The sequence below is a fragment of the Acidovorax sp. JG5 genome (assembly GCF_017939685.1).
Taxonomy (GTDB): domain Bacteria; phylum Pseudomonadota; class Gammaproteobacteria; order Burkholderiales; family Burkholderiaceae_C; genus Acidovorax.
Genome location: NZ_JAGKSE010000001.1, coordinates 201,601 through 226,881, shown reverse-complemented (window position 1 = coordinate 226,881; position 25,281 = coordinate 201,601). Strand labels below are relative to the sequence as shown.

Below are 25,281 nucleotides of genomic sequence, written 5' to 3'. Positions count from 1 at the left end.
AAGTCAGAGGGTGCTATGGGGGTCTGACCCCAATTTCTGGTGCCGCGCACGCGCAGAGCCTTGCGCCACGATGCTGCCATCGGCCACCCACTGGCCAAGCCAGCGCTGTGCCGTGCGGCGCGCCACGCTGGGGTGGCGCTCCAGCAACTGCGCCAGCGTTAACCCGGCCGGGGCATTCTGAATGCAGCGCAGCAGATCAGCCGGCTTTGCATGGTCTGCTATGGGGGTCTGACCCCAATTTCTTTGGGGGTCTGACCCCAATTTCTTCGATTTTTAAAGAAATTGATATGATGATAATATACAAATATGATTGATTTCAGCACCATCACCGGATTCAACTGGGATGACGGTAACGCCCGCAAGAACGACAAACACGGTGTTTCCATGGCAGAAGCTGAGCAAGTATTTTTCAACGCTCCGTTGTTACTTGTGGAGGACACGAACCACAGTCAGACAGAGCTTCGCCTTCATGCGCTGGGCAAGACAGACGACGGGCGGGCTTTGCACATCACGTTCACCCTGCGCCAGTCAGGCGCATTGATCCGTGTCATTTCAGCGCGGGACATGCACCGAAAGGAGCGAGCCATTTATGAACAAGCCCACTAAAGCCATTCCCACATTCGCCAACGAGGCCGAAGAGCGTGCCTATTGGGAAACGCACAGCTCGACCGAGCATCTCGATTGGTCGAAGGCCACAAAAGTCACCCTGCCGAACTTGAAGCCCACCACCAAGACCATCTCTCTGCGGCTGCCCCAGCACCTGCTGGACTCACTCAAAGTGGCGGCCAACGCGCGCGACGTGCCCTACCAGTCGCTCATCAAAGTCTGGCTACAAGAAAAGCTGCACAGCCATTGAGTGCGCTGGCTGCGCGGGCTTGTAGGCTCAATGCAGTTCTGGGCGCGGGTCGGGTGGGCCGCATTCTTAAAAAACCTGCCCCAGCAAAATTGGAATCTGACCCCAATTAACCTGACCCCAATTTTTTTGGGTTTCCATTATCAAGTCATTTGTTGACAAATGACTAATAATTACAACAAAATCCCGCATGGCACCCAGCTCGGAATCCACCACGCTCGAACAAGCCGTCCTGGCGCTTGCTGAGCGCCAGCCGCTCATGCGTGCGCGCGATCTCGCTGGGCAGGGCCTTCCGACAGTGGTTCTCAGCCGCCTGGTCTCCGTCGGCAAGCTCGAGCGTGTCGCCCGCGGCGTTTACAGCCTGCCGGGGCGCGTGCTCAGCGAGCACCGGTCTCTGGCCGAGGTCGCCCTGCGTGTGCCGCGTGGCGTGGTGTGCCTGCTGTCGGCGCTGCGTGTCCACGGCATCGGCACGCAGGCACCGCACGAGGTCTGGACTGCCATCCCCCACCATTCGCCCACGCCCCGCCTGGACCAACCGGCGCTGCGCGTGGTGCGCATGTCGGGGGCGGCTTTGACCGAAGGCATCGAAACGGTCACGATTGATGGCGTGCAGGTGCCCGTGTACAACGCGGCCAAAACAGTGGCCGACTGCTTCAAATACCGCAACAAAATCGGCCTGGACGTGGCGCTGGAAGCGCTGCGCGATGGCTGGTCACAACGCAAGCTGACGATGGATGCGCTCTGGCGCTACGCCACCGTGGATCGCGTGGCCAATGTCATGCGGCCTTATCTGGAAAGCATCGTGGCATGAGCCGCAACCTGGCTGCCTCCATCCGCGCCCGCCTGAAGCAGCGCGCCGATGCCACGAAGCAAGACTTCAACCTCACGCTCACCCACTTCGGGTTAGAGCGGCTGCTGTACCGGCTGTCCATCTCGCCACATGCCGCCAACTACCTGCTCAAGGGCGCGCTGCTGTTTTCACTGTGGTACGACCAACCACATCGGCCAACGCGCGATGCCGATCTGCTTGGATTTGGCCCGGAGAAATTGGGGTCAGACTCCAATTTGCCTTGCCCTGTTTGCGCGAACACAAGAGAGTAGCTACCATTGGTGATTATCAATGATCAAAGGCACACCATGGAAACCGCCCGTCTCTTTCAATCGGGTCGCAGCCAAGCGGTCCGGTTGCCCAAGGAATTTCGTTTCACAGGGACCGATGTCGGGGTTCGACACTTCGGCAACGGCGTGCTGCTGCTGCCGCTGGACAACCCTTGGGACACCCTCGAAGCCGCCCTGTCGGCTTTCGAGCCCGGCTTTGTGCTTGCGCGCGAACAGCCGCCACAGCAGGTGCGCCCCGAGATTTGCGCATGATTCTGCTGGACACCAACATTTGCATCTACATCATCAACGCCAGGCCACCCGAAGTGCTGGCGCGGTTTCGCCAATACCGCCTGGGCGACGTGGGCCTGTCCAGCGTGGTGGCGGCAGAGCTGGCCTACGGCGTGGCCAAAAGCGGCTCGGCGCGCAACAGGGCCGCACTGGAGATGTTTTTGGCGCCGCTGGAAATACTGCCCTTCGACACCAACGCGGTCTGGGCTTATGGCGACTTGCGCGCCAACCTGGAGCGCCAAGGCCAACCCATCGGTGCCCTAGACACCATGATCGCCGCCCACGCACTCAGCCTGGACGCGCCCCTGGTCACGCACAACACACGCGAGTTCGAGCGGGTGCCCGGCCTGCGGCTGGAAAACTGGGTGCAGCAGTCATAGCCCCCCAGGGCGAGCGGGTCAAACTTCACAGGGCCGGATCCATAGGTTTAACCCTTACCCGCCTGCCACGCCGCAAACTCCGACGGCCGCAGCCCATAACGCGCCAGCACACCTTCATGCAGGCGGCGCAGTTCTTCCACGATGAGCGCGTGCACTGCGGGCCGCTCGGTTTCTGGCACGTGCGCGGCCACGGCTTGCGCGATGAGGGCCAGTGCGTCGCCGCCCAGGTGCGTCACCACCGCATGGATGGTTTGCTTGATCAGACCCCGGTAGGCCAGCCGGGTCGGGTCTGGCTCGGCCAAGTCTTGCTTGATGGCCAGATACTCCTGGGTAGAGCGCTCATAGGCCCAGACAAACACGTCGCGCAGCAACTCGACCCGGGTTAACTCATACACGCCCAAAATGGCGCGGCTGTAAGCCTGCTCGGGCACATCCACAAAAGTGAGCGGGCACAGATTGGCGCGAAACAGCGGCAGGTTGGCCGCCAGGCGTGAGGTGCGCTTGTTGATGTCCGCAAAAGGCTGCAGATAAGGCACATGCACCAGCATGAAAAAAGACTGCTCAAACGGGTCGCTGATTTGCCCCGCCTTGTCCAGCAGTTCGTTCAGCGCCTCATCGAGCTGCTGCGGCACCGACAGCGGGCGAAACACGCTTTGCCCAATCTCCACCACATGCTGGCGCAAACGCCCCTCGTCAGCCGGGTTGGGCAGCAGGTTTTCTGCCAGTGCCGCATGCAAATTCATCAGCGTGTAGCGGTCCAGGCGCGCAGTGCCAGCGTTCTCTACCAGCAGCTCGATGGCCGATTTGTGGTTCAAGATCATCTGCGTCTCGATGCCCGCCTTGCCAGCGGCCACCTGTCCATGCTCAATCAGCGCCCGCGTATCCAGGCGTGAATACGTGTTGCCCTCCAGTTGGCTAGACGCCCAAGACAAATCAATCAACAGCCGATTCAAGATAGCACGGCTGTAAGTGCCCGCAGGCGCGTGTGCATCGGCGGTTTGGCCCATCTGGTGTAACTGGCGGCGCAGTGGTGCTGGCAGATACCAAGTCAGGTTGGGCTGATAAGCCTGCAGAAAATCGCGCTGATAGCCCACCGGCTTGCGCGCCTGCAGGGGCTGGTCAACGTAAGCCAAAACATCCAGGCTGTCAGCCGACAGCGGGATGGCGGCCGGGAAGCCGTCTGGGCCTGAGCGTGGATGTGGGCCCAAGCCTGGCACGCCTTGCATGGCTGCGGCGCGATAGTGCCGCGCACGCGCAGCGCCTTGCGCCACGATGCTGCCATCGGCCGCCCACTGGCCAAGCCAGCGCTGTGCCGTGCGGCGCGCCACGCTGGGGTGGCGCTCCAGCAACTGCGCCAGCGTCAACCCGGCCGGGGCATTCTGAATGCTGCGCAGCAGATCAGCCGGCTTTGCATGGTCTGTAAGTGGCGCGATTTTGGGTGCCATGGCGCGATTGTGGCGCAATTGTGAGGTGGCGGCATGGGCCGCGCCATGGGTTCATCCAAGGTGCGTTCTAGGTGGGCGCCCATCGTTTTCTGTACCGCGCGCCCTGGCGCAACTCAGCCCCGGCAAGCGCTGTCCCATCGACATCACGCACACCAAGCCATCCGAGACGGAGATGATCGGCAAAGAAGTGCGCCGCTTCGATGCCATCACACCCCCCGGCAACGGGGCGCCGCATGGCATTTTCTGGCTGCAGGCGGGGCAGGATTCGAGGTGTAGGTTGCACCTGTTTTGATAGCTGCCAGCGCTTTCTACATAAGGGCTTAAGGCCAATTGGAGCAAAAATTGTCATCTGACCCCGAATCTCCTCCAAAAACGCACTTTGCGACACTTTCTGTCACGACAAAATTGTCAGCCACACCCGCCGCAAAGACACCGCAGCAACAACCCGCTGCCGATTGCCCCCACATCCAGCAGCGACAGAAACGTCTTGTTGCACCCACCCACTGGCACGGAACCTGCTGCAACTGTCGCGAACCTGGAGAATCCTTCTGCAGGTTTTCAATTGCAATTGACCTCCAAGGAGTTTTTTATGAAGCGTTCCATGCAAATGGCACAAAAGGGTTTCACCCTGATCGAATTGATGATCGTGGTCGCGATCATCGGTATCTTGGCTGCCGTGGCTCTGCCTGCTTATCAGGACTACACCAAGCGCGCTCGCGTTTCTGAAGGGTTGAGCTTGGCATCTGGCGCCAAGACCACCGTGACAGAGTTTTGGTCCACCACCGGCAGGTTCCCTGCAAGCAATGCATCGGCAGGTATGCCAACTGCTGCTTCCATCAAGGGTAAAGGTGTTAATTCTGTTACCATTGACACCAATGGGGTAATCACCGTGGCCTACAACGGTACCTTGGTGGCAAGTGGAAATATTTTATTGACGCCTAGCACTGCTAACGTTGGCAGCGTGACTTGGAAGTGCACAACGACTCTTAACGCTAAATACGTACCGTCTGAATGCCGTAACTAAACTGCATTTTTCGATCTTTAAACGGGCGCCCAGGGCGCCCGTTTTTCTATTGGCAATTGAATTTCAGGGGGCCCAATAGTGGTGCAAAAGAAGCATGTTTTTTTGATCGCCTGGGGTGTGCTTCTGGGTATTGTTGTCATTTGTTATTGGCCGGGCATGTATGGCGGATTTGTTTTTGATGACGATGTAAATATCATTCAAAACCGCAATTTACGTATCAAAAATGGCGATGGGCTAGAGTTTTTGGCTGCAGCAGTTTCTGGCCAAGCGGGCCCGCTTGGAAGACCTGTCGCATTGCTGACTTTTGCTTTGAATTATTACTGGGCTGGCGATTTCATCCCTTTTCAGTTCAAGCTGGTCAATCTTTTTATTCACCTGCTCAATACAGTTTTGGTGGGCTGTTTTGCGCAAACTATCATACGGGTGCTTGGTGAAGGCACTGAACGCAGAAACCAGCAGCATTTGGCTTGGGCGAGCCTGATTGTTGCTGCGCTGTGGGGCTTGCATCCGTTGAATTTGACGGCGGTGCTTTACGTAGTGCAGCGCATGACCAGCCTGTGCACATTGTTTGGAATGGCTGGTCTTGTGATCTATTCCAGCTATCGCAGTGCAACTTATGCACAAGTGCAGCTTAAGCGCCCACTGTGCTGGGGTGCAATTTGTGTCGTTCTGGTTGTTTGTTGCCTGCTTCTCTCTGCACTATCCAAAGAGTCTGGCGTGTTGTTTATGCCGCTGCTCTTATGGACGGAATGGTGCCTTTTTCGCTTTCGCTACAACAATCAAGCGATCAAGGTAGTGCGCTGGCATCTCAGCACCGTGGTGATGTGGATGGTTGGGTTGGCCGTGGCTTATGTAGCTATTTTTAAATTGCCTAGCATGGTAAGTCCCGCTGCCTATGCTAACCGCGATTTTACATTGCTTGAACGCGGGCTGACTCAGGCGCGAGTTTTGATTTTTTATCTGCGCATGCTGGTTTTTCCGGCAAACTCTCAGCTGTCGCTCTACCACGATGATTTTGAATTGTCTCAATCATTGCTATCCCCTCCTTCAACCATTTTTGCTTTTGCCATTTTAATTTTTATAACATTGGTGGCATGGCATCAACGCAATCGATTTGGCGTTCTGCTTTATGGTTGGGGGTGGTTTCTGATTTCTCACGCTCTCGAATCTACTATTTTTTCACTTGAGCTGGTATATGAGCATAGAAATTATTTTGCCATTATTGGTCCGTTGTTGGTTTTGCCACTTTTGGTGAAACGAATTGATTTGCAAAAATACGGCCGCATCGTCGTGATATCCTTGATATTTTATTTGTGCTTGTTGGGTTTTGTCACTCATGTGCGTTCGCTTCAGTGGTCTAATCCCGTCGAATGGGCTGCGCTTGAGGCGGAAAATCGACCCGCATCTGCGCGTGCCAATTATGAGTTGGGCCGGGTGTATGTTATTTTGATGAACTCTTCTGGGGACCCCAATTTTGCCAAATTGGCTGATGAAGCATTCATGCAATCTGCCAAAAATGATTCTACGTCCATGCTGCCGCTTATGGCGCGTGTACAGTTGGCTTATATGCTGGGAAACATGCCTGAAGATGATTTGATATCTCTAATGAAGAACGGCTTCAGAAACGAACGATATAAAAATGTAAATACATCCGTATTGAGTTCACTGGTATCTTGTCAGGTGAACGAGGTATGTAATTTGCCGGATGGTGATACGCTGGAAATTTTGCAGGCTGCATTTGATAACCCACTTACCCCGCACAGTGAGCGGGGTGAGATATTGAAACTTATTGCACAATATCGCATTAATCGCATGCGCGATTTGCCAGGCGGTACAAATTCGATCAAAAAAGCGATTGATATTAATGACACAGTTGCAAGTCGCATCATGTATGCACAGGCCTTGGCTATGAGTGGCAGGTTTGATTTGGCATTGGATGAGCTAAACAAAGCGGCCATGATGGATAGCCATCTTGAATATAGGGCAAATATTTTAAATGAACGCAGCAATATTCTTGCAAAAATGGAAAAGCCATGAAGGATATGATTTCAATAGTGCTGCCAGCTAAAAACGAAGCCAAAGCAATAAGTGCTGTCATAGAGCGGTTGCGCAGTCTCTGGCAAGACGCCGAAATCATCGTAGTCAACGACGGCTCCACCGATGAAACCGCCGCCGTGGCCCAGGCAGCAGGCGCGCGCGTGGTGCACCACCCCTACAGCAAAGGCAACGGCGCGGCCATCAAGACTGGCGCTCGCGCAGCCACGGGGGAAGTGATCGTCTTTATGGACGCGGACGGCCAGCACGACCCCGCCGACATTCCGCGCCTTTTAGACAAGCTGAACAACGGCCACGACATGGTGGTGGGCGCGCGCCAAAAAGGCTCGCAAGCCAGCCTGGGGCGCGGTTTTGCCAATGGCCTCTACAACCGCCTGGCCAGCTGGATGACCGGGCACAAGGTGGAAGACCTGACCAGCGGCTTTCGCGCCGTGCGGGCCAGCAAGTTCCGGGAGTTTCTCTACCTGCTGCCCAACGGCTTTTCTTACCCCACCACCAGCACCATGGCGTTTTTCCGTGCTGGATATTCAGTCGCTTACATCCCCATCCACGCAGCCAAACGCATCGGCAAAAGCCACATCCGCCTGCTGCGCGACGGCACGCGGTTTTTGCTCATCATCTTCAAGATTGGCACGCTGTTTTCACCGCTGAAGATTTTTGCGCCCGTGGCTTTGGCCATGTTTTTATTCGCCAGCGGCTGGTACGGCTGGACTTGGGCACATGAAGGGCGCTTTACCAATATGAGCGCATTGCTTTATACCGGCAGCGTGATCACTTTCATGATGGGGTTGATCTCTGAGCAGATCACGGCGCTGATGTACCGTGACAACAAATGAGGCTGCCCATCAGTGACACCTGCCTGGTTGGTGCTGTGTAGCGTATGAGGCCACAAATCTTCGCCCGCTACCGCCCTGGTCGCTTGGCGCGTAATGGCACGATCCTGCTCGGTTGGATGCTGCTGCGGGCCTCCATGCAGGCCGCCACGGTGGTGTGGCTGGCGCGGCAACTGGGTGCACAGACCTATGGGCAGTTCGTGGCGGTGGTGGCTGTCTCCTCGTTTTTCTCCCCTTTTGTGGGCTTGGGCTTATCGCACATACTGCTGCGCAATGCGGCACGCGACCCAGCGCACGCAGGCCATTACCTGGCGCGTGCGCTGCGTTGGTGGCTTCGCACACTTCTGCCGTGTGTGGCAGCGTCGGTGGTGGTGGCCCTGTGGTTGCTGCCTGAGCGCATAGCGTTGCAGGCCCTCATAGTGGTGGCGGCAGCCGAACTATCGGCGACCTCGTTGACCGAGCTGTGCGCTCGCCACCTGCAAGCGCAACAGCGCACCCACGCCTTTGGCGCCGTACACGCTGGTTTACCGGGCGTGCGGCTGGCGGCTGTGGGTTTGTTGTGGGCAAGCATGGGGGATGCAGGAATTGTCGCCGTGCTGTGGACTTACGCCGCCAGCGGTTTGATCTATGCCGGGCTGTTATGGCGACCTTTGCGTGCAGCAGCTAAAGCGCCTGACGCAGTGTTGCCCGAGCCCATGACAGCGCGCAGCGGGCTACCGTTCAGTTTGGCCGTTTTTGCCGCCAAATTGCAAAGCGAGTTCAACAAACCCATGCTGGCACAAGCAGGGTTTGGCTTGGCTGGCACCTACAACGTGGCCCAGCGGGTTGTGGACATGGCCAGCCTGCCTGTTTTGGCATTGCAGGAAGCGTTGTGGCCGCGCTTGTATGCCCAAGCCAACCCGGTGCGGCAGTTGCTCCGCACCGGTGCAGCCCTGCTGGTGCTGGCGTTGGCTATGGGTGTTGCCCTATGGCTGGTGGCTCCGGTGCTGCCTGTGATGTTTGGTGCCGATTTTGCCGATGCGGTGGCGGTGTTGCGCATGTTGGCCTGGTTGCCTTTGCTGCAGGTGTTGCGCGCACTGCTTAATTGCCACGCCATCCACTATGGGCGAATGCAGCAGATTGGCTGGGCCTATGCGATCGGCGGGGTTGTTAGCGTGGTGAGCGTGGCAGTATTGGCACCCGTGTACGGCCTGACGGGGGCTGTGTGGGCTAGTTACGCCGCAGAGGTCACGATGGTCGTGTTTTTTCTCCTCAGCGTACTGCGCAAGTACCAATACTCCGGTTGATGAAAATTTGGCATGCCCTTACCTGATTCCATAGGAGTGTTAGGTGATACACCCAGCTGGCTGTCAGTCGATGTTTATAGTTGTTGTGGACAGGGTAGAGATAAAAATTTATTTTCTTTCGTATTAAATTTCATTTAAGAAATAAATAATTAATCAATTCTTTCAAAGAGAAAAAATGGCTCCTTTTCTCCGACTCCATAGCGGGAGTGGTCAATATTGCTTAGTAGTTCTCCATGTGTCTTGCAGCGAGAGACGAGGCCGCTTGATGAAAGTCTTTTAAAAATATCGAGGCCATATAGTCTTGCATGATCCTCTTGTCCATATGCATGAAGCCTTTCGTTTTCAGTTGATATTCCGGGGTCACTCCAAGTGGAATTAATTACAGAACTGAAAGGGGTCTGGAGTATTGCGTATCCGCCGATCGATAGTACCCTTCTAATTTCAGATAGCGCACGAAAGTCATCTCCAACATGCTCTAGTACATGATTTGCTATCACAAAATCAAAATATTTATCTGGATATGGAATTTTTTCAATATTTATTTTTTCGATATTTTTTGATTTTGGATTCAAATCGCATAATACATGCTCTGATGGAGATAGGGAATTTATCCAAGGCGTCAGATGATGTTCTGGCGCAAAATGCAAAATTTTTGAATTGGTTAGTTTGGTGGAAATTCTTGATGCCTCGAGAAATAAAACCAAGTGCCGCTCGCGGTCATTGCAGCCGCACCGAGGGCAACCAAAACTTTCTGTATTGCCATTAACAAATCCTAGCGCATCCATAGATGCAATTCTGGTTCCGTCTCGGTATGGCGTGAACGTCCAAACATTGTTCCCGCATATATTGCACCTAAAAGACCCACCAGGAATCCAGCCAAAAATTATATTTTTAAGTGTTCTTAAAATTTTTCGATATGTTATTTGGGGCATTGCTATGGATCCGTTGCTATCTATAATTATTCCAACTTACAATCGATCTGATATGCTAGATCGAGCAATTAAGAGTGCTCTTGATTCATTTGCAGATGAAAATATTGAAGTGGTTGTGGTGCCAAATGGTCCGCACGATGCATGGAAGATTGTCGAAGGCAAATATCGCCAGGATGAAAGGGTAAAATGGTTTCACATTGACTGCGGCCATGCTTGCGTGGCGAGAAATCATGGTTTAAAAAAATCAAGAGGCATGTACGTCAGGTTTCTTGATGATGATGACTATTTGTTGCCTTCGTCTGCGGATCAGTTAAAGAATATAAAAAATTCGAAGGCTGATATTTCGGTTGCGCCACTTTTGATATTTGACCAGCGTAATAATATTTTTTCATTGCAGTCGTTGCCAAAAACGCGAGATTTTGTTTGCTCTAGCTTGCTGTCTATTTCCATAAATAATATGACGGCTGGGTGTATTTTTCTTAGAGCTGCAATAAATAAAAAAACATGGCGCGAAGATGTAGTTCTTCATGATGATTACATTTGGATCATTGGTGTTGTGGCGAATGAGGAAAAAAAGTTATTGGTCGAGAATTTCCCGGTTGTTGTTTATGTGCAGCACGACGCTGAACGACTTTCTCGTGTAAATCGCACTATCGAAAATTCCCAAATTTTGGTGAATTCAATATTATCATTTCATCAGCAATTGCTGTCTGCTGGTAGAGGATCGTCTGAGCGGTCTGCCGCTGCGGCTGCTGCACTACTTACTCACGCCCATTCTGTTTTTCCATTGGCCCCGTTATTTTTTAGCCGGGTAATAAAAAATGCTCAAAAGATAGATTCAAATGCACATCCTATGCAATATGTATTTAAAAAATATCCTTGGCTTGCCAGTAAGCTGCTTATGATAGAGTGGGTGATGGTAGGGCCGAGGTATTTGACACGTGGTTATAGGCGGTTTTTTTGGTGGCTGAGAAGTACATCACTTCTGGCAAGGTGATTTTGATAGGGTTTGGTTTAAATAATTTTTAAAATTGCCCGCAATGGCACCCATGACCGATACCGCCACGACCGCAGGCAAGCACGGGCCAGCAGGGATGGAATACGTGACACACGCATCAAAGTGGCAGAAAAGGCATTGGCCCCCAGTTTCCCCGCCAGCAGCCAGTGGGACTGCACCAAATACTGCTCGTAAGCAGCACTGGCATGGCCGCTGCTGGCCAACCCGTCGTGGTGCAGATAGCTGCGGTCAAGCAGCACCAATTGCCCGCCCTGGCGGCGCATGCGCCAGGACAGTTCTACGTCTTCTCCGTACATGAAGAAGCTTTCGTCAAACAAAGGCTGGGTGTTGTCGGGCCGTTGCACCAGCAGGCAACAGCCACTCAGGTACGCAAAGCTGCCCCATACGGGTCGCTTGGTGACCAACGCCAGCCATGGCTGGTAGTACAGCCAGCCTTGTTCTTGGCCGTCCTGCATCAGGCGCGGTGCAATCAGCATGGGGGTGCTGGTGTGCGTCAGTTGCGCCTCCAGCGCCAAGCGCATCCCCTGTTGCACCTGGGCATCGTTGTTGATCAGCAGCACCGGTCCGGTATAGCCATAGCGCCCCAAGGCGGCCAGCGCAGCGTTCATGCCTTTGCCAAAACCCAGATTGCGGGGGTTGGCTGCCAGCACTACGCGGGGCTCTGCCGCATAGCGGGTTTGCAGCTCTTGCAAGCTGACCCCTGCGTCTTCTGAGTTATCCCAAACCAGAATGGGGGCCCAGCCGTCAGCCAACAAGCTGTCAATACACGCACTGGTGAGCTTGGGTTTTTTGAAATGGATGGTGATGGCGGCAGTCACAAGGCACCTTTGGCACTTGCTGTGGTGCAGTGGTAGAGGTGCAGGTATGCGTCGATCATGGTGGTTTCTGAAAACTGCTCCACTGCCTGCAGCCGCGCGGTTTGCGCCAGTCTGGCGTATCGGACGTGGTCAGTAGCCAGGCTGCGCGTGGCAGTAACAAACGCCGCGACATCATTTTGTGGACACAGCAGGCCGGTTTGGTCGTCAGTAACCGCTTCGGAGACGGACGATCCATGCATTCCAATAATGGGCAAGCCACAGGCCATGGCTTCCACAGCCACTAAGGGGTGGCCTTCGCTGCGCGAAGGAAACAGCAGTGCATCTGCACTTTGCATCGCTGCCACCACGGCAGCATCGCCCTCAAGGCGACCCATGTCGATCATGTTGGGCGGCATCTGGGCTTTGTCTTTTTCTGCCGCCGGGCCGCCGGTGTAGTGCAGCACAAAGCCATCACCCAACTGGCGCAGTATGGGGGCCAACAAGTCCACGCCTTTGCGCGCCATCCAGCTGCCCACAAATAGCAACTTGAAGGGCTTGCCGAGCTGGTGCTGGCGTGTGCCGGGGCTAAAGCGGTCGGTATCCACGCCGTTGTAGATGACTTGCATGGGCACGTCCAATAGCCTGTGCCGGGCGCTGTTCGCCACAAACTGGCTCACAGCCACCACGCGATGGGCGCGGCGTAGCACGCGGCGCTCGTTGGGCGCTATCCACCAGCGGTGGTAGGCCGCACGCAGTGGGCCTTTGTAGGCACTGGCATCCGGGTGGTGCACGGCATGGTGGATGGTGGCCACCACGGGCAGGCCGCGTGGGATGAAGCGCGTGTGCAGCCAGGTGTTGACGTGTGCCACCGTGGCCCACGCGGGCGGCTGGGGTATGGGCACCGTCCAGGGCGCATATTCGGCGCGCAGCGGCAGCCAGGTGATTTCTGCCCGCACCCCGCGCTTGCGCAGATCTGCCACCAGGCGCTGGGTGAACACGTCAGTGCCTGTGCCTGTGCGCACGGTGGGGAACCAGATGGCGGGGGCTGCAGTATTTGTGGGCATCTCAATCTTTGGCCTGCGGGCTTATATCCGCTTGCAGTATGTCCCCCAGTTTTTGCCCCATGACCGGCCAGGCAAACTGCGCGGCAAAGGCACTGGCGCGGGCCTGCCACGCGCCCGGGCTATCGGCCAGCACTTGCAGCGCGGCCTGGGCCAGGGCCGGGTAGTCGCCGGGTGTAACCAAGTGCCCAGATTGGCCCGGTGCCACCGCATCCACAATGCCGCCGGTCGCAAAGGCCACGGTAGGCAGGCCATGGGCGGCGGCTTCAATGGCGACCATGCCAAAGCCTTCGGGGTCGCCGGGCAGGTGGCGCACGGGGAAGATGTGCAGGGCGGCGCTTTCATAGGCGCAGGCCAGCTCTTGCGGGTCGGTAATCACGCCCAGAAAGCGCAGGTGCTGGCCAATGCCTGCGGCATCGGCCACGGCCTGGATGCTGGCGCGGGTTTGCACGCTGGCGTGCAACGAGTCGGCAGGGGCTTCACCCACCACGGCCAGCAGGGTGTCGGGCGCCGCCTGAACGATGGCGGGCAGTGCATGCTGCACAAATTCGCGCAGGCCTTTGCGGGTGGTCAGGCGGCCCACCGATAGCAGTAAGCGCTGGTCGCCCAGCTGGTGGCGGTGCCGAAAGTTTTGCAGCGCCGCTGGGCTTTGCGGGGCTGCGGGCAAGGCCACCCCAGGATGCACGATGCGGATCCTTTCCGCAGCCACGCCCAAATTGCGCGCCAGTTCGGCAGTGGGTTGGCTGTTGGCAATCACGCCATCCATGCGCCGGATAGCAGGGTGCCACACGGCGCGGTACACGGGGTGCTGCACGGCGGCATCCAGCCCGTGCAGGTACACATGGGCACGGGCGCCACTGGCGCGGGCGGCCAGCCAGGCGGCAGGGGCTGTCAAGCCGCTGCCTGCCAGCACGATGTGGGGCTTAAAGCGCCGCGCCACGGCCACGGCCTGCCATGCGGACGCCAGCAAAAAGCGGGGCAGCGGGCGCAGCGGCACTTCGGTCACTGGCACAGCAGCAGGGCGCAGGGCGGCGCTGCCCTGGGGGCCAATCAGCTGCACTTGAGCAAGGCACGACAGCTCATCGGCAATGTGCCAGTTCAGTCGCTCCATGCCGCCCACCAGGGGGGGCAGGTTGCGGGTGATGTGGAGGATGCGGGGTTGGCTCATGGGCGGCCTGGCTGTTGTTGCATCAGCCTGTGCCCTGCATCGGTCAGGCGATAGCGTTGTAGGCGGCTATTGGGCTTGCCAGGAAGGGTCATTTCTGCCCAACCTGCTGCCAGCGCGGGATGCAGATAGTTGGCGCGGAAGGTCGGGCGATGCTTGATGCCGAGGATGCGCTGTATTTCAGAAGGCGCTAGCGCACCATCCACCAAAACCCGCAGCAGCCGCACGACTGGGTCGGCGACTGGGTCGGCGACTGGGTCGGCGACTTCGGGGGAGAGCCCATACCCGCCTATGCCTGCGGGTGCAATCACTTGGGTCTGGGGCTTTGGCCTGCCCACCACGGCCCTGAATTCGTTGCCACTGCGGTGGTCCTGCAATTCAATCTGCGGCCAGGCTTGCAGCGCCCGGTGAATGCCACTGCCCAGCCCCCGGTAGGGCAGCAGGTGGGCGGCGTGCTCGCTCAGAATGGGGTTGCGGCGCTTGGTTTTGCCGTGCTGGATGTCGTCGGTGCTGAGGTCGCCCGGCAGGTGGCCGGGGCTGATGATTTCAATGCGGTCACGAAACACCAGGATGCGGATGGATGCGCTGTCAAAGTAATCGCGGTGCATGAGAGCGTTGACCAGCAACTCCTCCAGAGCCATGGGCGGCACTTCCAGCTCACCCAGGGTATTGAAGCCCCTGCCGTTTTGCACATGGTGCAGGTTGCGTTTGATGAAGGCAAAGCTGCGCTGGAACTGCTCTGTCAGGGCGCCGTAGATGTCTTCGCTGTCTTGGTATTGGGTATCGCCAATCGAGTTGCCATAAAACGCCACGGCTTTGACCATGCACACGGGCAACCAGCGCTGGGGCTGCAGGCCAAACAGCAGCACCCCGGCCAGGGTGAGTTGCTGGTCTTTGAGCAGGCCCAGGCTGGTGAGGCTGGCGATTTGCTCGGCCTCTGGGCAGGGCTGACCAAAGCGCTGGCGGTAGTAGCGGTCAAAGGCGGCCATGTCCACATCGGCCACGCGGGTGCCCGGCACGGGCAGGGTGTCGGCCTGAATCAGCCCCGCGTTCAAGAACATGCGCTGCATTTCTTCGCGCGAGGTGACGTGGCGTTTGTCGGCGCCGTTTTTGACCCACACGCGGCCTTGCGCGTCCATGTAGGGCTTGTTCAAGCCATCGGCCACGGTGACCACCATGACGATGCCCTGTTCCGTCGCAACATTGCGGGTGCTGGGGTGGATGGGCGGGCGCACGTTGTTGCTGGCAGCGTTGCTGAGCAGCTGATTGAACGCCCTTACCTGTTGTGGACTCAGGCCACTGATGCGGCCATCGTCTTCCACCCCAATGAATATGCGCCCGCCGCCACTGTTGGTCTGGGCCACCAGCTCGGCAGCCAGGCTGTCCAGATGGGTGATTTCACGCTTGAACTGGTGCTGGCTGTCCTCGCCACAAGCCACGATGCGCTGGAGTTCTTCAAGGTGCATGGCTATCCCGGTTGCAGCGGCTTACGCCGCCACCACATTCCCCCGCCCCACGCCCAGCCGCCCACGCGTATCTACCACCAGCCGTGCGTGTTGCAGCAGTTGTGGGTAGTCAAAGCTGTCGTGGTCGGTGGCCAGCACCAAGCAGTCGTAGCTGGCGATGGTGGCGGGGGTCAGGGCTACCGATTGCAGATCAAAGTGGTAGTTGCGCTTGCGCGGAAACACCGGCACATGCGGGTCGCTGTAGTCGATGTGGGCGCCCTTGGTTTGCAGCAAGTCCATGATTTCCACTGCGGGCGATTCGCGGGTGTCGTCAATGTTCTTCTTATAGGCCAGGCCCAGCACCAGGATGCGGCTGCCTTTGACCGCTTGGGCGCGCTCGTTCAGCGCGCCGGTGATTTTTTCTACCACCCAGTGCGGCATGTAGTGGTTGATTTCGCCAGCCAGTTCAATGAAACGGGTGTTGACACCGTATTCACGCGCTTTCCAGGTGAGGTAATAGGGGTCGATGGGGATGCAGTGCCCGCCCAGGCCTGGGCCGGGTTTGTAGGGCACGAAGCCAAAGGGTTTGGTGGCGGCGGCATCGATGACTTCATGGATGTTGATGCCCATCTTGTCGGCCACGATCTTCATTTCGTTGACCAAGCCGATGTTGACGCTGCGGTGGATGTTCTCCAGCAGCTTGGTCATTTCGGCGGCGCGGGTGCTGCTCACGGGCACCATGGTCTGGATGGCGTGCTGGTATAGGGCCGATCCCAGCGCCAGGCAGCGCGGCGAAGTGCCGCCGATGATTTTGGGGATGTCTTTGGTGCCGTAATGTGCGTTGCCGGGGTCTTCGCGCTCGGGGGAGAAGACCAGCGCGCAGTTTTCACCGGGCTCCAGGCCACACGCACGCAGGCGCGGCGCCAGCACTTCGTCGGTTGTGCCGGGCCAGGTGGTGCTTTCCAGGCTCACCAGCTGGCCGGCGTGCATGTAGGGCAGTGCAGCATCAATGGTGTCGGTGATAAAGCTCAGGTCGGGTTCGCGGTGCGCATTCAGTGGTGTGGGCACGCAAATGATGAGCGCATCCACTTCGGCGGTGCGCGCAAAATCAGACGTGGCCTCAAACCCCTGCCCCAATGCTTTCTGAATGCTGGCAGGCATCAGCCTTTCGATATAGCTCCCTCCGGCATTGAGTTGTTGCACCTTGGCCGCATCAATATCAAAACCCAGCACTTTCAGCCCCACCTCGGCAAAGCGCAGAGCCAAAGGCAGACCTACGTAGCCCAAGCCATAAATGCCGACAAGGGCCGATTTACGGCTGATTTTTTCCTCAAGTAGCGCGAGTGCGTCTGGGGTGGCTAGTTGCATAGGGTGGTCGTGGCCAATAAAAATCGGATTTTGTCCGCTATGTAAAAAAATGACTCGAAAGACTGTGGGGCTTGGGTGCCGAAAAAGATCCTTGGCATGTAAGGCATTGCGCAGGCAGCCATCGGATGATACGGGCACGGGGGTACCAAATCCGGCGCGAGGTTTGTCTGGTTTTATGTGAATAAACGCCATTGAATAATTGGGGTCAGAGTCCAATTAATTTCCTCAAACACTTTATCGACGGGGCGCAACTGAGTTTCTGCGGCCAGCCGCGCTGTATCAGCAGTGGTCGATCATGGGGCCTCCCATGGGTTGAGAATCGCCACGCCGGTTGATTGGAAATCAGCCACGTTTCTCGTTACCAAGGTCATGCCATGAACGAGCGCGGTTGCTGCAATCAGGCTGTCCATGGCCGGGCGCGGGTCGGGCACATGAAGCGCTGCGCAGCGCTGTGCAACGGCGGTATCTATCGGCAGTGGAAATTGGAGTCTGACCCCAATTAATGAGACCCCCCATTAATGCCTTGGTGTTGGCGCATGGGCGTCATTCAACGGCGATTCTTTTTTCCGCTGTGCTGACGTCTTCATAAAGCTGCTCGACCGGCATGTTCAGCCCCACGCTGGCAAATTCCACCGTGTCCCCGCCCTCAGACGGGTACAGCACCCAGTGGCCGGTTTCGTCGCGGCGAAACAGGTCGATGCTCAGGCGTTCCGTGTCCACCAGCGCGTATTCGCGCAGGCTGGGCAGTTTGCGGTAGGCGGCAAATTTGGCGCCCCGGTCGTAGGCCGAGGTGGTGGGCGAGAGCACTTCCACCACCAGGCTGGGCGCGGCCTTGTAGTGGCTGTGGGCGCGGTCGGATTCGGCGCAGGTAACGAAGACGTCGGGGTAGAAGAAGGCGTTGTCGGCCTCTACCTGCAATTTCATGTCCGAGATAAAGACGCTGCACGGGCTGCCCCGCAGGTGGTTGCGCAGGGCCATGAACAGGTTGCCGGCCAGGGTGACATGGGATTCGGAGGCGCCGGCCATGGCAAACACTTCGCCATCGAGGTATTCGTGTTTTTCGGGCTGCTCGGCCTCCCAGGCGAGGTAGGACGGGGCATCGAACTGTGGTTTGGTGGCGGGGACGGTCATGGCGGCATCTCCAGGCAAGGGGTGTGGCCTATTGTCGTTGCGCAGGGTGTTCGGCGCGCAGCATTTCACGCCACAAAGCTCCCTGATTTGCCCCCGTGCTTTTCCACCACGCGCACGTCGTGGATGGACATGCCGCGGTCCACGGCCTTGCACATGTCGTAGATGGTGAGCAGGGCAATTTGCACGGCGGTGAGGGCTTCCATCTCGACGCCGGTGGGGCCGACGGTTTCCACGGTTGCAGCACAAAATATGCCTGTAGCGCCCGGCTGGCGTGCGCTGGCAGCTTCAAATTCAATAGCAACGCGGGTCAGTGCCAGCGGGTGGCACAGCGGAATCAGGTCACTCGTTTTTTTGGCCGCCATGATGCCGGCGATGCGGGCGATGCCCAGAACGTCGCCTTTTTTGGCGGTGCCGGCTTCGATGAGGGCCAGGGTGGCGGGCAGCATGTCAATGCGGCCGCTGGCGATGGCGATGCGGTGCGTGGCGGCCTTGGCGGCCACGTCAACCATGTGGGCCTGGCCCTGGGCGTCAAAGTGCGTGAGTGCGGACATGGCGTGGTAACCAGGTGAATCGGTGGGAAACATTTGGGCGAAGGGGCATCATACGTGCATGTGGAACCGCAAACGCACCCCTGCAATGCCTTGGGCTGATGCCTCTTTGGCTGCACAAAAAATTCATCAAAATTCGCCTCCAGCGCTTTCTGGGCGTGCGCTGATAGCTTCTTTATTGATAGCGGTTGGCGCGGGTGCCGCTCTGCCTGTTGCGGCCCAGCCCGCCCTGCCCACCCTGGGCGATGGCAGCGCCCTCACCACGGGCGAAGAGCGCCGCCTGGGCGACCGCATCATCCGCGAGCTGTACCGCGACCCCGATTACATCGATGACCCGGTGCTGGTGGAATATGTGCAGGGGCTGTGGCAGGCGCTGCTGGCGGCTGCACGCGCGCGCGGCGAGCTCTCGCCCGAGCTCGATGAGCGCTTTGCCTGGGAGGTGCTGTTGGGGCGCGACCGCACGGTCAATGCCTTTGCGCTGCCCGGTGGCTACCTGGGCGTGCACCTGGGGCTGATCGGCGTGGTGGCCACGCGCGACGAGCTGGCCTCGGTGCTGGCGCACGAGCTGAGCCATGTCACCCAGCGCCATATCTCGCGCCTGATCGCGCAGCAAGGCCGCCAGACGCCCCTGCTGGTGGGTGCCATGGTGCTGGCCGCGCTGGCCGCCAGCAAGAACCCTGGGGCCGCGCAGGCCATGATGGTGGGCGGCCAGGCGGTGGCCATCCAGAACCAGCTCAATTTTTCGCGCGACATGGAGCGCGAGGCCGACCGCATCGGCTACGGGCTGATGGAGCCCTCGGGGTTTGCACCCCAGGGCTTTGTGAGCATGTTTGACAAGCTGCAGCAGGCCAACCGCCTCAACGACAACGGCTCGTGGCCCTATTTGCGCAGCCACCCGCTGACCACCCAGCGCATGGCCGACATGCACTCGCGGCTGCCGCCGGGCGGCGCGGCACCACCACTGCCGCCCAGCCTGGAGCACGCCATGGTGGCGGCCCGGGCCCGTGTGCTGGCAAACCCTGGGGTGGATGCGCTGCGGCTGTGGATTGCCGAGCCCCAGAGCACCGGCTTTGCCAGCCAGCCCGCCGCGCGCCGCGCTGCGGCGCTGTACACCGCCGCGCTGGCCAGCAACCAGCTGCGGGATTTTGCGGCTGCACGCACGGCCCAGGCCAAGCTGGACGAGGTGGTGCGGGGCGATGCAGCTGCCCAGCGCCAGTCGCAGCGGCTGGCGGCCGAGATCGAGCTGGCTGCCGGCCTGCCCGAGGCCGCGCTGCAGCGTTTGCCCCAGGGCTCCGGCCGACCAGAGCTGGTGCTGCGCACCCAGGCCCTGCTGCGCGTGGGCCGCCCCGCCGAGGTAACCGGCGCCCTGCAGACCTGGGTGGCCACCCACCCGCACGATGCGACAGTGTGGCAACTGCTGGCGAGCGCCTGGCAGGCGCAGGGGCAGCCGCTGCGGGCCGTGCGCGCCGAAGCCGAATCGCACGCCGCCCGTTACGACTATGCCGCCGCGGTGGACCGCTTCAAGGCCGGGCAAGACCTGGCGCGCAAAAGCAGCAGCGCCGCCGACTACATCGAGGTGTCCATCATCGACACGCGGCTGCGTGCGATGGAGCTACTTTTGAAGGAACAGGCCGCCGAGCGCTGATTCGATCAGCAAGCCCAGCACCGAATAGATCAGCGAGCCCAGCAGGGCCGCGCCAAAGCCGGCGACATGAAAACCGCCCAGCACGCCCGCGGCGGCCCAGAACATCAGGGCGTTGATCACAAAGAGAAACAGGCCCACGGTGACGATGGTCACCGGCAGCGTCAGCACCACCAGCACGGGGCGCAGCACGGCATTGAACAGGCCGATGACCAGCGCGGCAATCAGGGCCGAGGTAAAGCTTTGCACCTGCACGCCGCTGTAGAGGTAAGCCACCAGCAGCAGTGCCGCAGCGCTGAGCAGCCATTTGAGTAGGAGTTTCATGCGCGCACAATAACACCGGGCTGGCTTTGCAGGCGGCCGGGCGCGCTGGCTGGTGGCGGCGTTCTTGAAACACGACACCACAGGCTGCGCGTCGAAGCCTGGGCGAACGGATCAGGCCATGTCCAGCACCAGCAGTGCGCCCAGCCCGGTCAGCAGGCCGGGCAAGGTGCCCGGAAACAACAGGCGGGCCGACGCAGCGGACGACAGGTCGGCGGCGGCATCCAGCTTGGGCCGGCGGGCATCGACCACACGGGCGGCACCCAGTTCGGCCTGCAATTGCGTGGCCAGCTCGGGCAAGGGGCCTTTGGCCAGCACGGTTGTCACGTTGCCGTGGCTTCCCGACCGCAGCCACGGCAGCAGCTGCGCAAAAAGCTTGTCGGCCCATTTGTCGCGCCAGTTTTCGCGGGCGCGGTGGCTCACCCACTTGCTGACGCGGTGCGTCATGCGCGGGGCGCAGGCCACCAGCACCCAATGCGTGCCGGCAGCCGCCTCGCCCGCCAGCAAGGGCGCCAGGATCTGCTGCGCATGGGCTGCGTCGTCCACGTACACGATGACTTTGTCCATACCACCTCCAGAGGCGGGAGCATGACAAAGGGGGCATAGTGCCCCCTTTGCGCTAGCCCATTCGCCGGTTTGACGGTTCGCGCACCGGCGGGTTTACGTTTGCCCTCAGCCCTGTGCAGGCGCGGCGGCGGCGCGGCGCGCCAAAATGGCCTTGCCAGCCACAAACACCAGCAAGGCGCCGGCCACGCTGGCCGCGTAGCGGATGGTGTCGGTTTGCGCAATCTTGAACATCCACTGCCACTTGTCAGGGTTGGAGAAGACGGGGTCGGTCACCAGCATGCCGCCCGCAATCCAGCCCAGCAGCATGCCGCCGAGCGTGATGATCATCGGGAAGCGCTCCATCAGCTTGATGACCAGCTGGCTGCCCCAGACGATGATCGGGATGGAAATCAGCAGGCCCAGCACCACCAGCAGGAACTGGTGTTCGCCCGCGTTCTGCGCGGCGCCCGCAATGGCGATCACGTTGTCCACACTCATCACCAGGTCGGCAACGATGATGGTCTTGATGGCGGCCAGCAGCTTGTCGCTGGTCTGGATGTCGCCATGGCCGTCTTCATCGGGGGCCAGCAGCTTCACGCCAATCCATACCAGCAGCAGCGCGCCCACGAACTTGAGGAAAGGCAGCGCCAGCAGCGTCATGGCAAACGCGATCAGGATCACACGCAGCACGATGGCACCGGCCGTGCCCCAGATGATGCCCTTGGTGCGCTGGGCGGGCGGCAGTTTGCGGCAGGCCAGCGCAATGACCACCGCGTTGTCGCCACCCAGCAGGATGTCGATGATGATGATCTGGCCGAGTGCCAGCCAGAATTCGGGCGATGCCAAAAAGTCCATAAATTCCTCAATATCAAAGGGCAAAAGGACGACCCGGCTGCGACTGTAGCGCCGAGTTCGTCCCGGGGATAGGAGGCTTGCTGTGGGCGGATCAGGGGCGTGCCACCAGGGGCAGAGATGGCGAGGTGACGGCCTTGATCAGCCCACGGTGGGCCCATCAAAGGTCTTGCTCGGTTCGGCACCCTGGTGTGTGCCGAACCCGGACCGCCGGAAGCGATGCTTCGTATTGACGACGGTTCCGATGCCATGCCCCCGATCGCCAATGACTGCCTCGGTCGGAACACATGTCGGGAGCTACTCCCCTTCGAAGCGGCGATTGGAACACAGGCCGCGCGGGGCGTGCAAGCCAGAAACCATGGTTTTGTGGGCCATTATTCAAGAGAAATCGGCCTCAAGCGCTTTGCTGGCAAGCGCAGGAAGCTATTAAAACAGGAGTGCGCAAAGCCCGCTCGCCTGCCCCCGCGCCAGACAGGGCCACCGGCGTGGCGCCCCGCCCGGGGCACGCCGCGCGGCTATGATCCGTGCCCCGTTGCCCCCTCTTGCTGCAACTGCACGCCATGGCCGCCATCCACATCACCGACATCGAAGCCGCCATCAACCACTGGCGCGAGCGCGCGCCCGCCACTGCTGGGGCGGCGCTGGCGCCCGAGATCAGCGCGCTGGGCGAGGTGTATGCGCGCATGGTGTTCCGCCACGAAGACGAGGCCGACGAGCAAAGCCTGCCGGCGCCGGCGCGGGCCGCCTGGCTGGCCTGGTACGACACCACGCCCGACACGCCGTGCATCGCCATCTGCTCGACCAGCCAGGGCGACGACTGGTGCAAGGGCTGCGGGCGCAGCTTTGACGAGGTGCAGTTGTGGCCCGCCATGGGCCCCGCCGAAAAGCGCGCCGTGTGGCGCCGCATCACGCTGGAACACGCCGCCTGGCGCTTCAACCGCTACGCCGAACGCGCGGCCGAAGGGCCCAGCGGCGCGCTCATGCCACGCGACTGATGCTCTTTTTTTGATAGCTTCTAGCGCTTGATGGGGAAGCGCTAGCAGCCAGTTTTATGCAAAACCCGGCGCCTTATTTCCAGCGCACAGGCTCCACATGCACGCTGCCCTGGGTGCTGCTGAGGGTGATGGCCCCCTCCTGCACCGTGGCCTGCAGTTGCATGCTGCGCTCGGCCAGTTGCGCCAGCGCCTGCGAGGCCTCGGTGGGAATGCGCCACACCTGCAGTTTTTCCAGGCGCGAGAGCTTGGTTTCGATGCCCTTCCACCAGATCTCGGCGGCGTGGTTGAAGCAATAGACGATCACCGAATCGGCCTTGCTGCAGGCCTTGGTGAGCGGCTTGTCCTCGGGCTGACCCACTTCGATCCACACGCGCTTGCGGCCGGTGAAGTCGGTCAGCGAGGCATCAGGGTCGTCCGGGTCTGACAGCCCCGCGCCAAACGCCAGGGTGGCATCGCCGTTGCACAGGTCGTTGAGCTGGTGCGCTGCAATGGCCAGGGCCGCCAGCCGCACCATCATGCGCTCGTCGGTCTCGTTCGGGTGGCGGGCCAGCGTGAGCGCGTGGTCGGCGTAGTAGCCGTGGTCGATGTCGGCGATTTGCAGGTTCGCCTTGAAGATGGTGGATTTGATGGCCATGGTTTTGTGCTCACAAATAAATAGCTCCCAGGGCTTACCGTGTAAGCGCTGGGAGCTGAAAATGCCAAAAATTGAGGCGGGTCAGACGCGGCGTGCCAGCTCGGCGGCCTTGCCGATGTAGCTGCCGGGCGTCATGGTCAGCAGGCGGTCTTTTTCGGCCTGCGGGATCTCCAGCGAGCGGATCAATCCATGCAGGGCCTCGGCCGTCACCACCTGGCCGCGGGTGACTTCCTTGAGCTTTTCGTAGGCGCCCTGCACGCCATAGCGGCGCATCACGGTCTGGATGGGCTCGGCCAGCACTTCCCAGCTCGCATCCAGGTCGGCGGCCAGGGCTTGCTCGTTCAGTTCGAGCTTGTTCAGGCCGGTGAGCAGCGAGGCATAGGCCAGCGCGGCGTAACCCAGGGCCACGCCCATGTTGCGCAGCACGGTGCTGTCGGTCAGGTCGCGCTGCCAGCGGCTGATGGGCAGCTTCTCGGCCAAATGCTTGAGCAGCGCGTTGGCCAGGCCCAGGTTGCCTTCGGCGTTCTCGAAGTCGATCGGGTTGACCTTGTGCGGCATGGTGCTGGAGCCGATCTCGCCGGCCTTCAGGCGCTGCTTGAAGTAGCCCAGGCTCACATAGCCCCAGATGTCGCGCGAGAGGTCCACCAGGATGGTGTTGGCGCGCGCCACGGCGTCGAACAGCTCGGCCATGTAGTCGTGCGGCTCGATCTGGATGCTGTAGGGCTGGAAGGTCAGGCCCAGGCCCAGCGGCTCGGGCGTTTCGATGACCTTCTTGCTGAAGGCTTCCCAGTCAAACTCAGGCCAGGCCGCGAGGTGGGCGTTGTAGTTGCCCACGGCGCCGTTCATCTTGCCCAAAATTTTGACGGCGGCAATGCGCTCGCTGGCGGCCTGCAGGCGCATGAGCACGTTGGCCATTTCCTTGCCCACGGTGGTGGGGCTGGCGGTCTGGCCGTGGGTGCGGCTGAGCATGGGCACGTCGGCAAAGGCGTGGGCCATTTCGCGCAGCTTGAGGATGATGCGGTCCAGGCCGGGCAGCACCACCTGGTCGCGGCCCGAGCGCAGTTGCAGGGCGTGGCTGGTGTTGTTGATGTCTTCGCTAGTGCAGGCAAAGTGCACGAATTCCGATGCCCTTTCCAGCTCGGGGCGCGCTTCGAACTTGCTTTTGATCCAGTATTCGACGGCTTTCACGTCGTGGTTGGTGGTTTTTTCGATCTCCTTGATGGCGGCCGAATCGGCCTCGGAGAAGTTCTTGATCAGGCCCAGCAGGTAGGCGCGGGCACCGGTGGTCAGTGGCTTGAATTCGGCAAAACCGGCATCCGACAGTGCGATGAACCACGCCACCTCCACCTGGACGCGGCGCTGCATGTAGCCGTGCTCGCTCATGATGGGCCGCAGCGCGGCAAGTTTGGTGGCGTAACGGCCGTCAAGCGGCGACAGGGCGGTGATGGTGGACAGGCTCATGGCGCAAGATTGTAGGCTGCGCGCCACGGTCAGCGTCAGCCAAGCCACTGCCGATAGAATCGCCCGCGTATGGAACAGACAACCCCGCGCAATGGAAGAA

26 protein-coding genes and 2 pseudogenes are annotated in these 25,281 nt (G+C 59.6%); 13 read left to right on the top strand and 15 right to left on the bottom strand.

Features of this window, described 5'->3' with window-relative positions; genetic code table 11:
• The first annotated feature begins 306 nt into the window (after positions 1–306).
• From J8G26_RS01000 to J8G26_RS00975, 6 genes and pseudogenes are all read left to right on the top strand, one after another.
• Positions 307–606: a BrnT family toxin gene (locus J8G26_RS01000; protein WP_087748049.1), complete on the top strand. Its 300-nt coding sequence runs from the start codon at positions 307–309 to the stop codon at positions 604–606.
• A complete protein-coding gene (locus J8G26_RS00995) occupies positions 590–856 on the top strand; it encodes a BrnA antitoxin family protein (RefSeq protein WP_087748048.1) in 267 nt (88 codons plus the stop codon). Before J8G26_RS01000 ends, J8G26_RS00995 begins: the two co-directional genes overlap by 17 nt.
• 187 nt (positions 857–1,043) lie before the next feature.
• The gene (locus tag J8G26_RS00990; RefSeq protein WP_210567596.1) at positions 1,044–1,664 is read left to right on the top strand and encodes a type IV toxin-antitoxin system AbiEi family antitoxin domain-containing protein; all 621 of its coding nucleotides are present in this window, start codon (positions 1,044–1,046) and stop codon (positions 1,662–1,664) included.
• Positions 1,661–1,897: pseudogene (locus J8G26_RS00985) on the top strand (nucleotidyl transferase AbiEii/AbiGii toxin family protein); the annotation flags it as partial. The gene J8G26_RS00990 and the pseudogene J8G26_RS00985, both read left to right, overlap by 4 nt.
• A 93-nt stretch (positions 1,898–1,990) precedes the next feature.
• Positions 1,991–2,224, top strand: coding sequence for a type II toxin-antitoxin system VapB family antitoxin (vapB, locus tag J8G26_RS00980; RefSeq protein ID WP_087748046.1), 234 nt, complete (start codon positions 1,991–1,993; stop codon positions 2,222–2,224).
• On the top strand, positions 2,221–2,622 hold the full coding sequence (locus J8G26_RS00975) for a type II toxin-antitoxin system VapC family toxin (RefSeq protein ID WP_210567595.1): 402 nt from the start codon (positions 2,221–2,223) through the stop codon (positions 2,620–2,622). Before vapB ends, J8G26_RS00975 begins: the two co-directional genes overlap by 4 nt.
• A 47-nt stretch (positions 2,623–2,669) precedes the next feature.
• Here J8G26_RS00975 and J8G26_RS00970 read toward each other — a convergent pair whose 3' ends face one another.
• Entirely contained in the window at positions 2,670–4,067 is a 1,398-nt protein-coding gene (locus J8G26_RS00970) for a Fic family protein (RefSeq protein ID WP_210567594.1), read from the bottom strand.
• 589 nt (positions 4,068–4,656) lie between these two features.
• Between J8G26_RS00970 and J8G26_RS00965 the strand changes: the two genes are divergently transcribed.
• The 4 genes from J8G26_RS00965 (at position 4,657) to J8G26_RS00950 (ending at position 9,265) form a co-directional block, all read left to right on the top strand.
• Positions 4,657–5,091: a pilin gene (locus J8G26_RS00965; RefSeq protein ID WP_282598113.1), complete on the top strand. Its 435-nt coding sequence runs from the start codon at positions 4,657–4,659 to the stop codon at positions 5,089–5,091.
• A gap of 81 nt (positions 5,092–5,172) precedes the next feature.
• Entirely contained in the window at positions 5,173–7,128 is a 1,956-nt protein-coding gene (locus J8G26_RS00960; protein WP_210567593.1) for a hypothetical protein, read from the top strand.
• On the top strand, positions 7,125–7,982 hold the full coding sequence (locus J8G26_RS00955; RefSeq protein WP_210567592.1) for a glycosyltransferase family 2 protein: 858 nt from the start codon (positions 7,125–7,127) through the stop codon (positions 7,980–7,982). The genes J8G26_RS00960 and J8G26_RS00955 overlap by 4 nt, the downstream gene beginning before the upstream one ends.
• 44 nt (positions 7,983–8,026) lie before the next feature.
• Positions 8,027–9,265, top strand: a complete 1,239-nt coding sequence (locus J8G26_RS00950) for an oligosaccharide flippase family protein (protein ID WP_210567591.1) — start codon at positions 8,027–8,029, stop codon at positions 9,263–9,265.
• A 149-nt stretch (positions 9,266–9,414) separates the two neighbouring features.
• On the opposite strand, the gene J8G26_RS00945 is transcribed toward J8G26_RS00950, so the two are convergent.
• Positions 9,415–10,050, bottom strand: a complete 636-nt coding sequence (locus J8G26_RS00945) for a class I SAM-dependent methyltransferase (RefSeq protein ID WP_210567590.1) — start codon at positions 10,048–10,050, stop codon at positions 9,415–9,417.
• A 31-nt stretch (positions 10,051–10,081) separates the two neighbouring features.
• Between J8G26_RS00945 and J8G26_RS00940 the strand changes: the two genes are divergently transcribed.
• Complete coding sequence (locus tag J8G26_RS00940) at positions 10,082–11,194, top strand: glycosyltransferase family 2 protein (protein ID WP_210567589.1); 1,113 nt, start codon at positions 10,082–10,084, stop codon at positions 11,192–11,194.
• A gap of 17 nt (positions 11,195–11,211) precedes the next feature.
• On the opposite strand, the gene J8G26_RS00935 is transcribed toward J8G26_RS00940, so the two are convergent.
• The 8 genes and pseudogenes from J8G26_RS00935 to moaC all read right to left on the bottom strand — a co-directional run bounded on the left by J8G26_RS00935 (position 11,212) and on the right by moaC (position 18,733).
• Positions 11,212–11,907: a hypothetical protein gene (locus J8G26_RS00935; RefSeq protein WP_210567588.1), complete on the bottom strand. Its 696-nt coding sequence runs from the start codon at positions 11,905–11,907 to the stop codon at positions 11,212–11,214.
• Between the two features lie 122 nt (positions 11,908–12,029).
• Positions 12,030–13,076: a glycosyltransferase family 4 protein gene (locus J8G26_RS00930; protein ID WP_210567587.1), complete on the bottom strand. Its 1,047-nt coding sequence runs from the start codon at positions 13,074–13,076 to the stop codon at positions 12,030–12,032.
• Position 13,077: 1 nt separating this feature from the next.
• A complete protein-coding gene (locus tag J8G26_RS00925) occupies positions 13,078–14,241 on the bottom strand; it encodes a glycosyltransferase family 4 protein (RefSeq protein ID WP_210567586.1) in 1,164 nt (387 codons plus the stop codon).
• Positions 14,238–15,704, bottom strand: a complete 1,467-nt coding sequence (locus J8G26_RS00920; RefSeq protein ID WP_210567585.1) for a Fic family protein — start codon at positions 15,702–15,704, stop codon at positions 14,238–14,240. Before J8G26_RS00920 ends, J8G26_RS00925 begins: the two co-directional genes overlap by 4 nt.
• Positions 15,705–15,725: 21 nt before the next feature.
• Positions 15,726–17,051: a nucleotide sugar dehydrogenase gene (locus J8G26_RS00915; RefSeq protein WP_210567584.1), complete on the bottom strand. Its 1,326-nt coding sequence runs from the start codon at positions 17,049–17,051 to the stop codon at positions 15,726–15,728.
• A gap of 293 nt (positions 17,052–17,344) precedes the next feature.
• Positions 17,345–17,527: pseudogene (locus tag J8G26_RS19250) on the bottom strand (PIN domain-containing protein); the annotation flags it as partial.
• A gap of 67 nt (positions 17,528–17,594) precedes the next feature.
• Positions 17,595–18,182 carry a Uma2 family endonuclease gene (locus J8G26_RS00910; protein ID WP_210567583.1) on the bottom strand — a complete coding sequence of 196 codons (588 nt, stop codon included), beginning with the start codon at positions 18,180–18,182 and terminating at the stop codon, positions 17,595–17,597.
• A 65-nt stretch (positions 18,183–18,247) separates the two neighbouring features.
• On the bottom strand, positions 18,248–18,733 hold the full coding sequence (gene moaC, locus J8G26_RS00905) for a cyclic pyranopterin monophosphate synthase MoaC (protein ID WP_210567582.1): 486 nt from the start codon (positions 18,731–18,733) through the stop codon (positions 18,248–18,250).
• An 85-nt stretch (positions 18,734–18,818) separates the two neighbouring features.
• On the opposite strand from moaC, the gene J8G26_RS00900 reads away from it, so the two are divergent.
• On the top strand, positions 18,819–20,375 hold the full coding sequence (locus tag J8G26_RS00900) for a M48 family metalloprotease (protein WP_087748502.1): 1,557 nt from the start codon (positions 18,819–18,821) through the stop codon (positions 20,373–20,375).
• Here J8G26_RS00900 and J8G26_RS00895 read toward each other — a convergent pair.
• The 3 genes from J8G26_RS00895 to J8G26_RS00885 form a co-directional block, all read right to left on the bottom strand.
• Positions 20,343–20,696: a phage holin family protein gene (locus tag J8G26_RS00895; RefSeq protein ID WP_210567581.1), complete on the bottom strand. Its 354-nt coding sequence runs from the start codon at positions 20,694–20,696 to the stop codon at positions 20,343–20,345. The two genes, J8G26_RS00900 and J8G26_RS00895, sit on opposite strands and share 33 nt — an antisense overlap.
• A gap of 111 nt (positions 20,697–20,807) precedes the next feature.
• Positions 20,808–21,260, bottom strand: coding sequence for a hypothetical protein (locus tag J8G26_RS00890; RefSeq protein WP_087748038.1), 453 nt, complete (start codon positions 21,258–21,260; stop codon positions 20,808–20,810).
• 105 nt (positions 21,261–21,365) lie between these two features.
• On the bottom strand, positions 21,366–22,094 hold the full coding sequence (locus J8G26_RS00885) for a TerC family protein (protein WP_210567580.1): 729 nt from the start codon (positions 22,092–22,094) through the stop codon (positions 21,366–21,368).
• Between the two features lie 557 nt (positions 22,095–22,651).
• On the opposite strand from J8G26_RS00885, the gene J8G26_RS00880 reads away from it, so the two are divergent.
• Positions 22,652–23,086 carry a DUF3717 domain-containing protein gene (locus J8G26_RS00880; protein WP_210567796.1) on the top strand — a complete coding sequence of 145 codons (435 nt, stop codon included), beginning with the start codon at positions 22,652–22,654 and terminating at the stop codon, positions 23,084–23,086.
• Between the two features lie 73 nt (positions 23,087–23,159).
• Here the strand turns inward: J8G26_RS00880 and J8G26_RS00875 are convergent, their stop codons facing one another.
• Both J8G26_RS00875 and purB read right to left on the bottom strand, forming a co-directional pair.
• Positions 23,160–23,720, bottom strand: coding sequence for a YaeQ family protein (locus J8G26_RS00875; protein ID WP_210567579.1), 561 nt, complete (start codon positions 23,718–23,720; stop codon positions 23,160–23,162).
• 81 nt (positions 23,721–23,801) lie between these two features.
• Positions 23,802–25,181 carry an adenylosuccinate lyase gene (gene purB / locus J8G26_RS00870; protein WP_210567578.1) on the bottom strand — a complete coding sequence of 460 codons (1,380 nt, stop codon included), beginning with the start codon at positions 25,179–25,181 and terminating at the stop codon, positions 23,802–23,804.
• Positions 25,182–25,281: the final 100 nt, after the last annotated feature.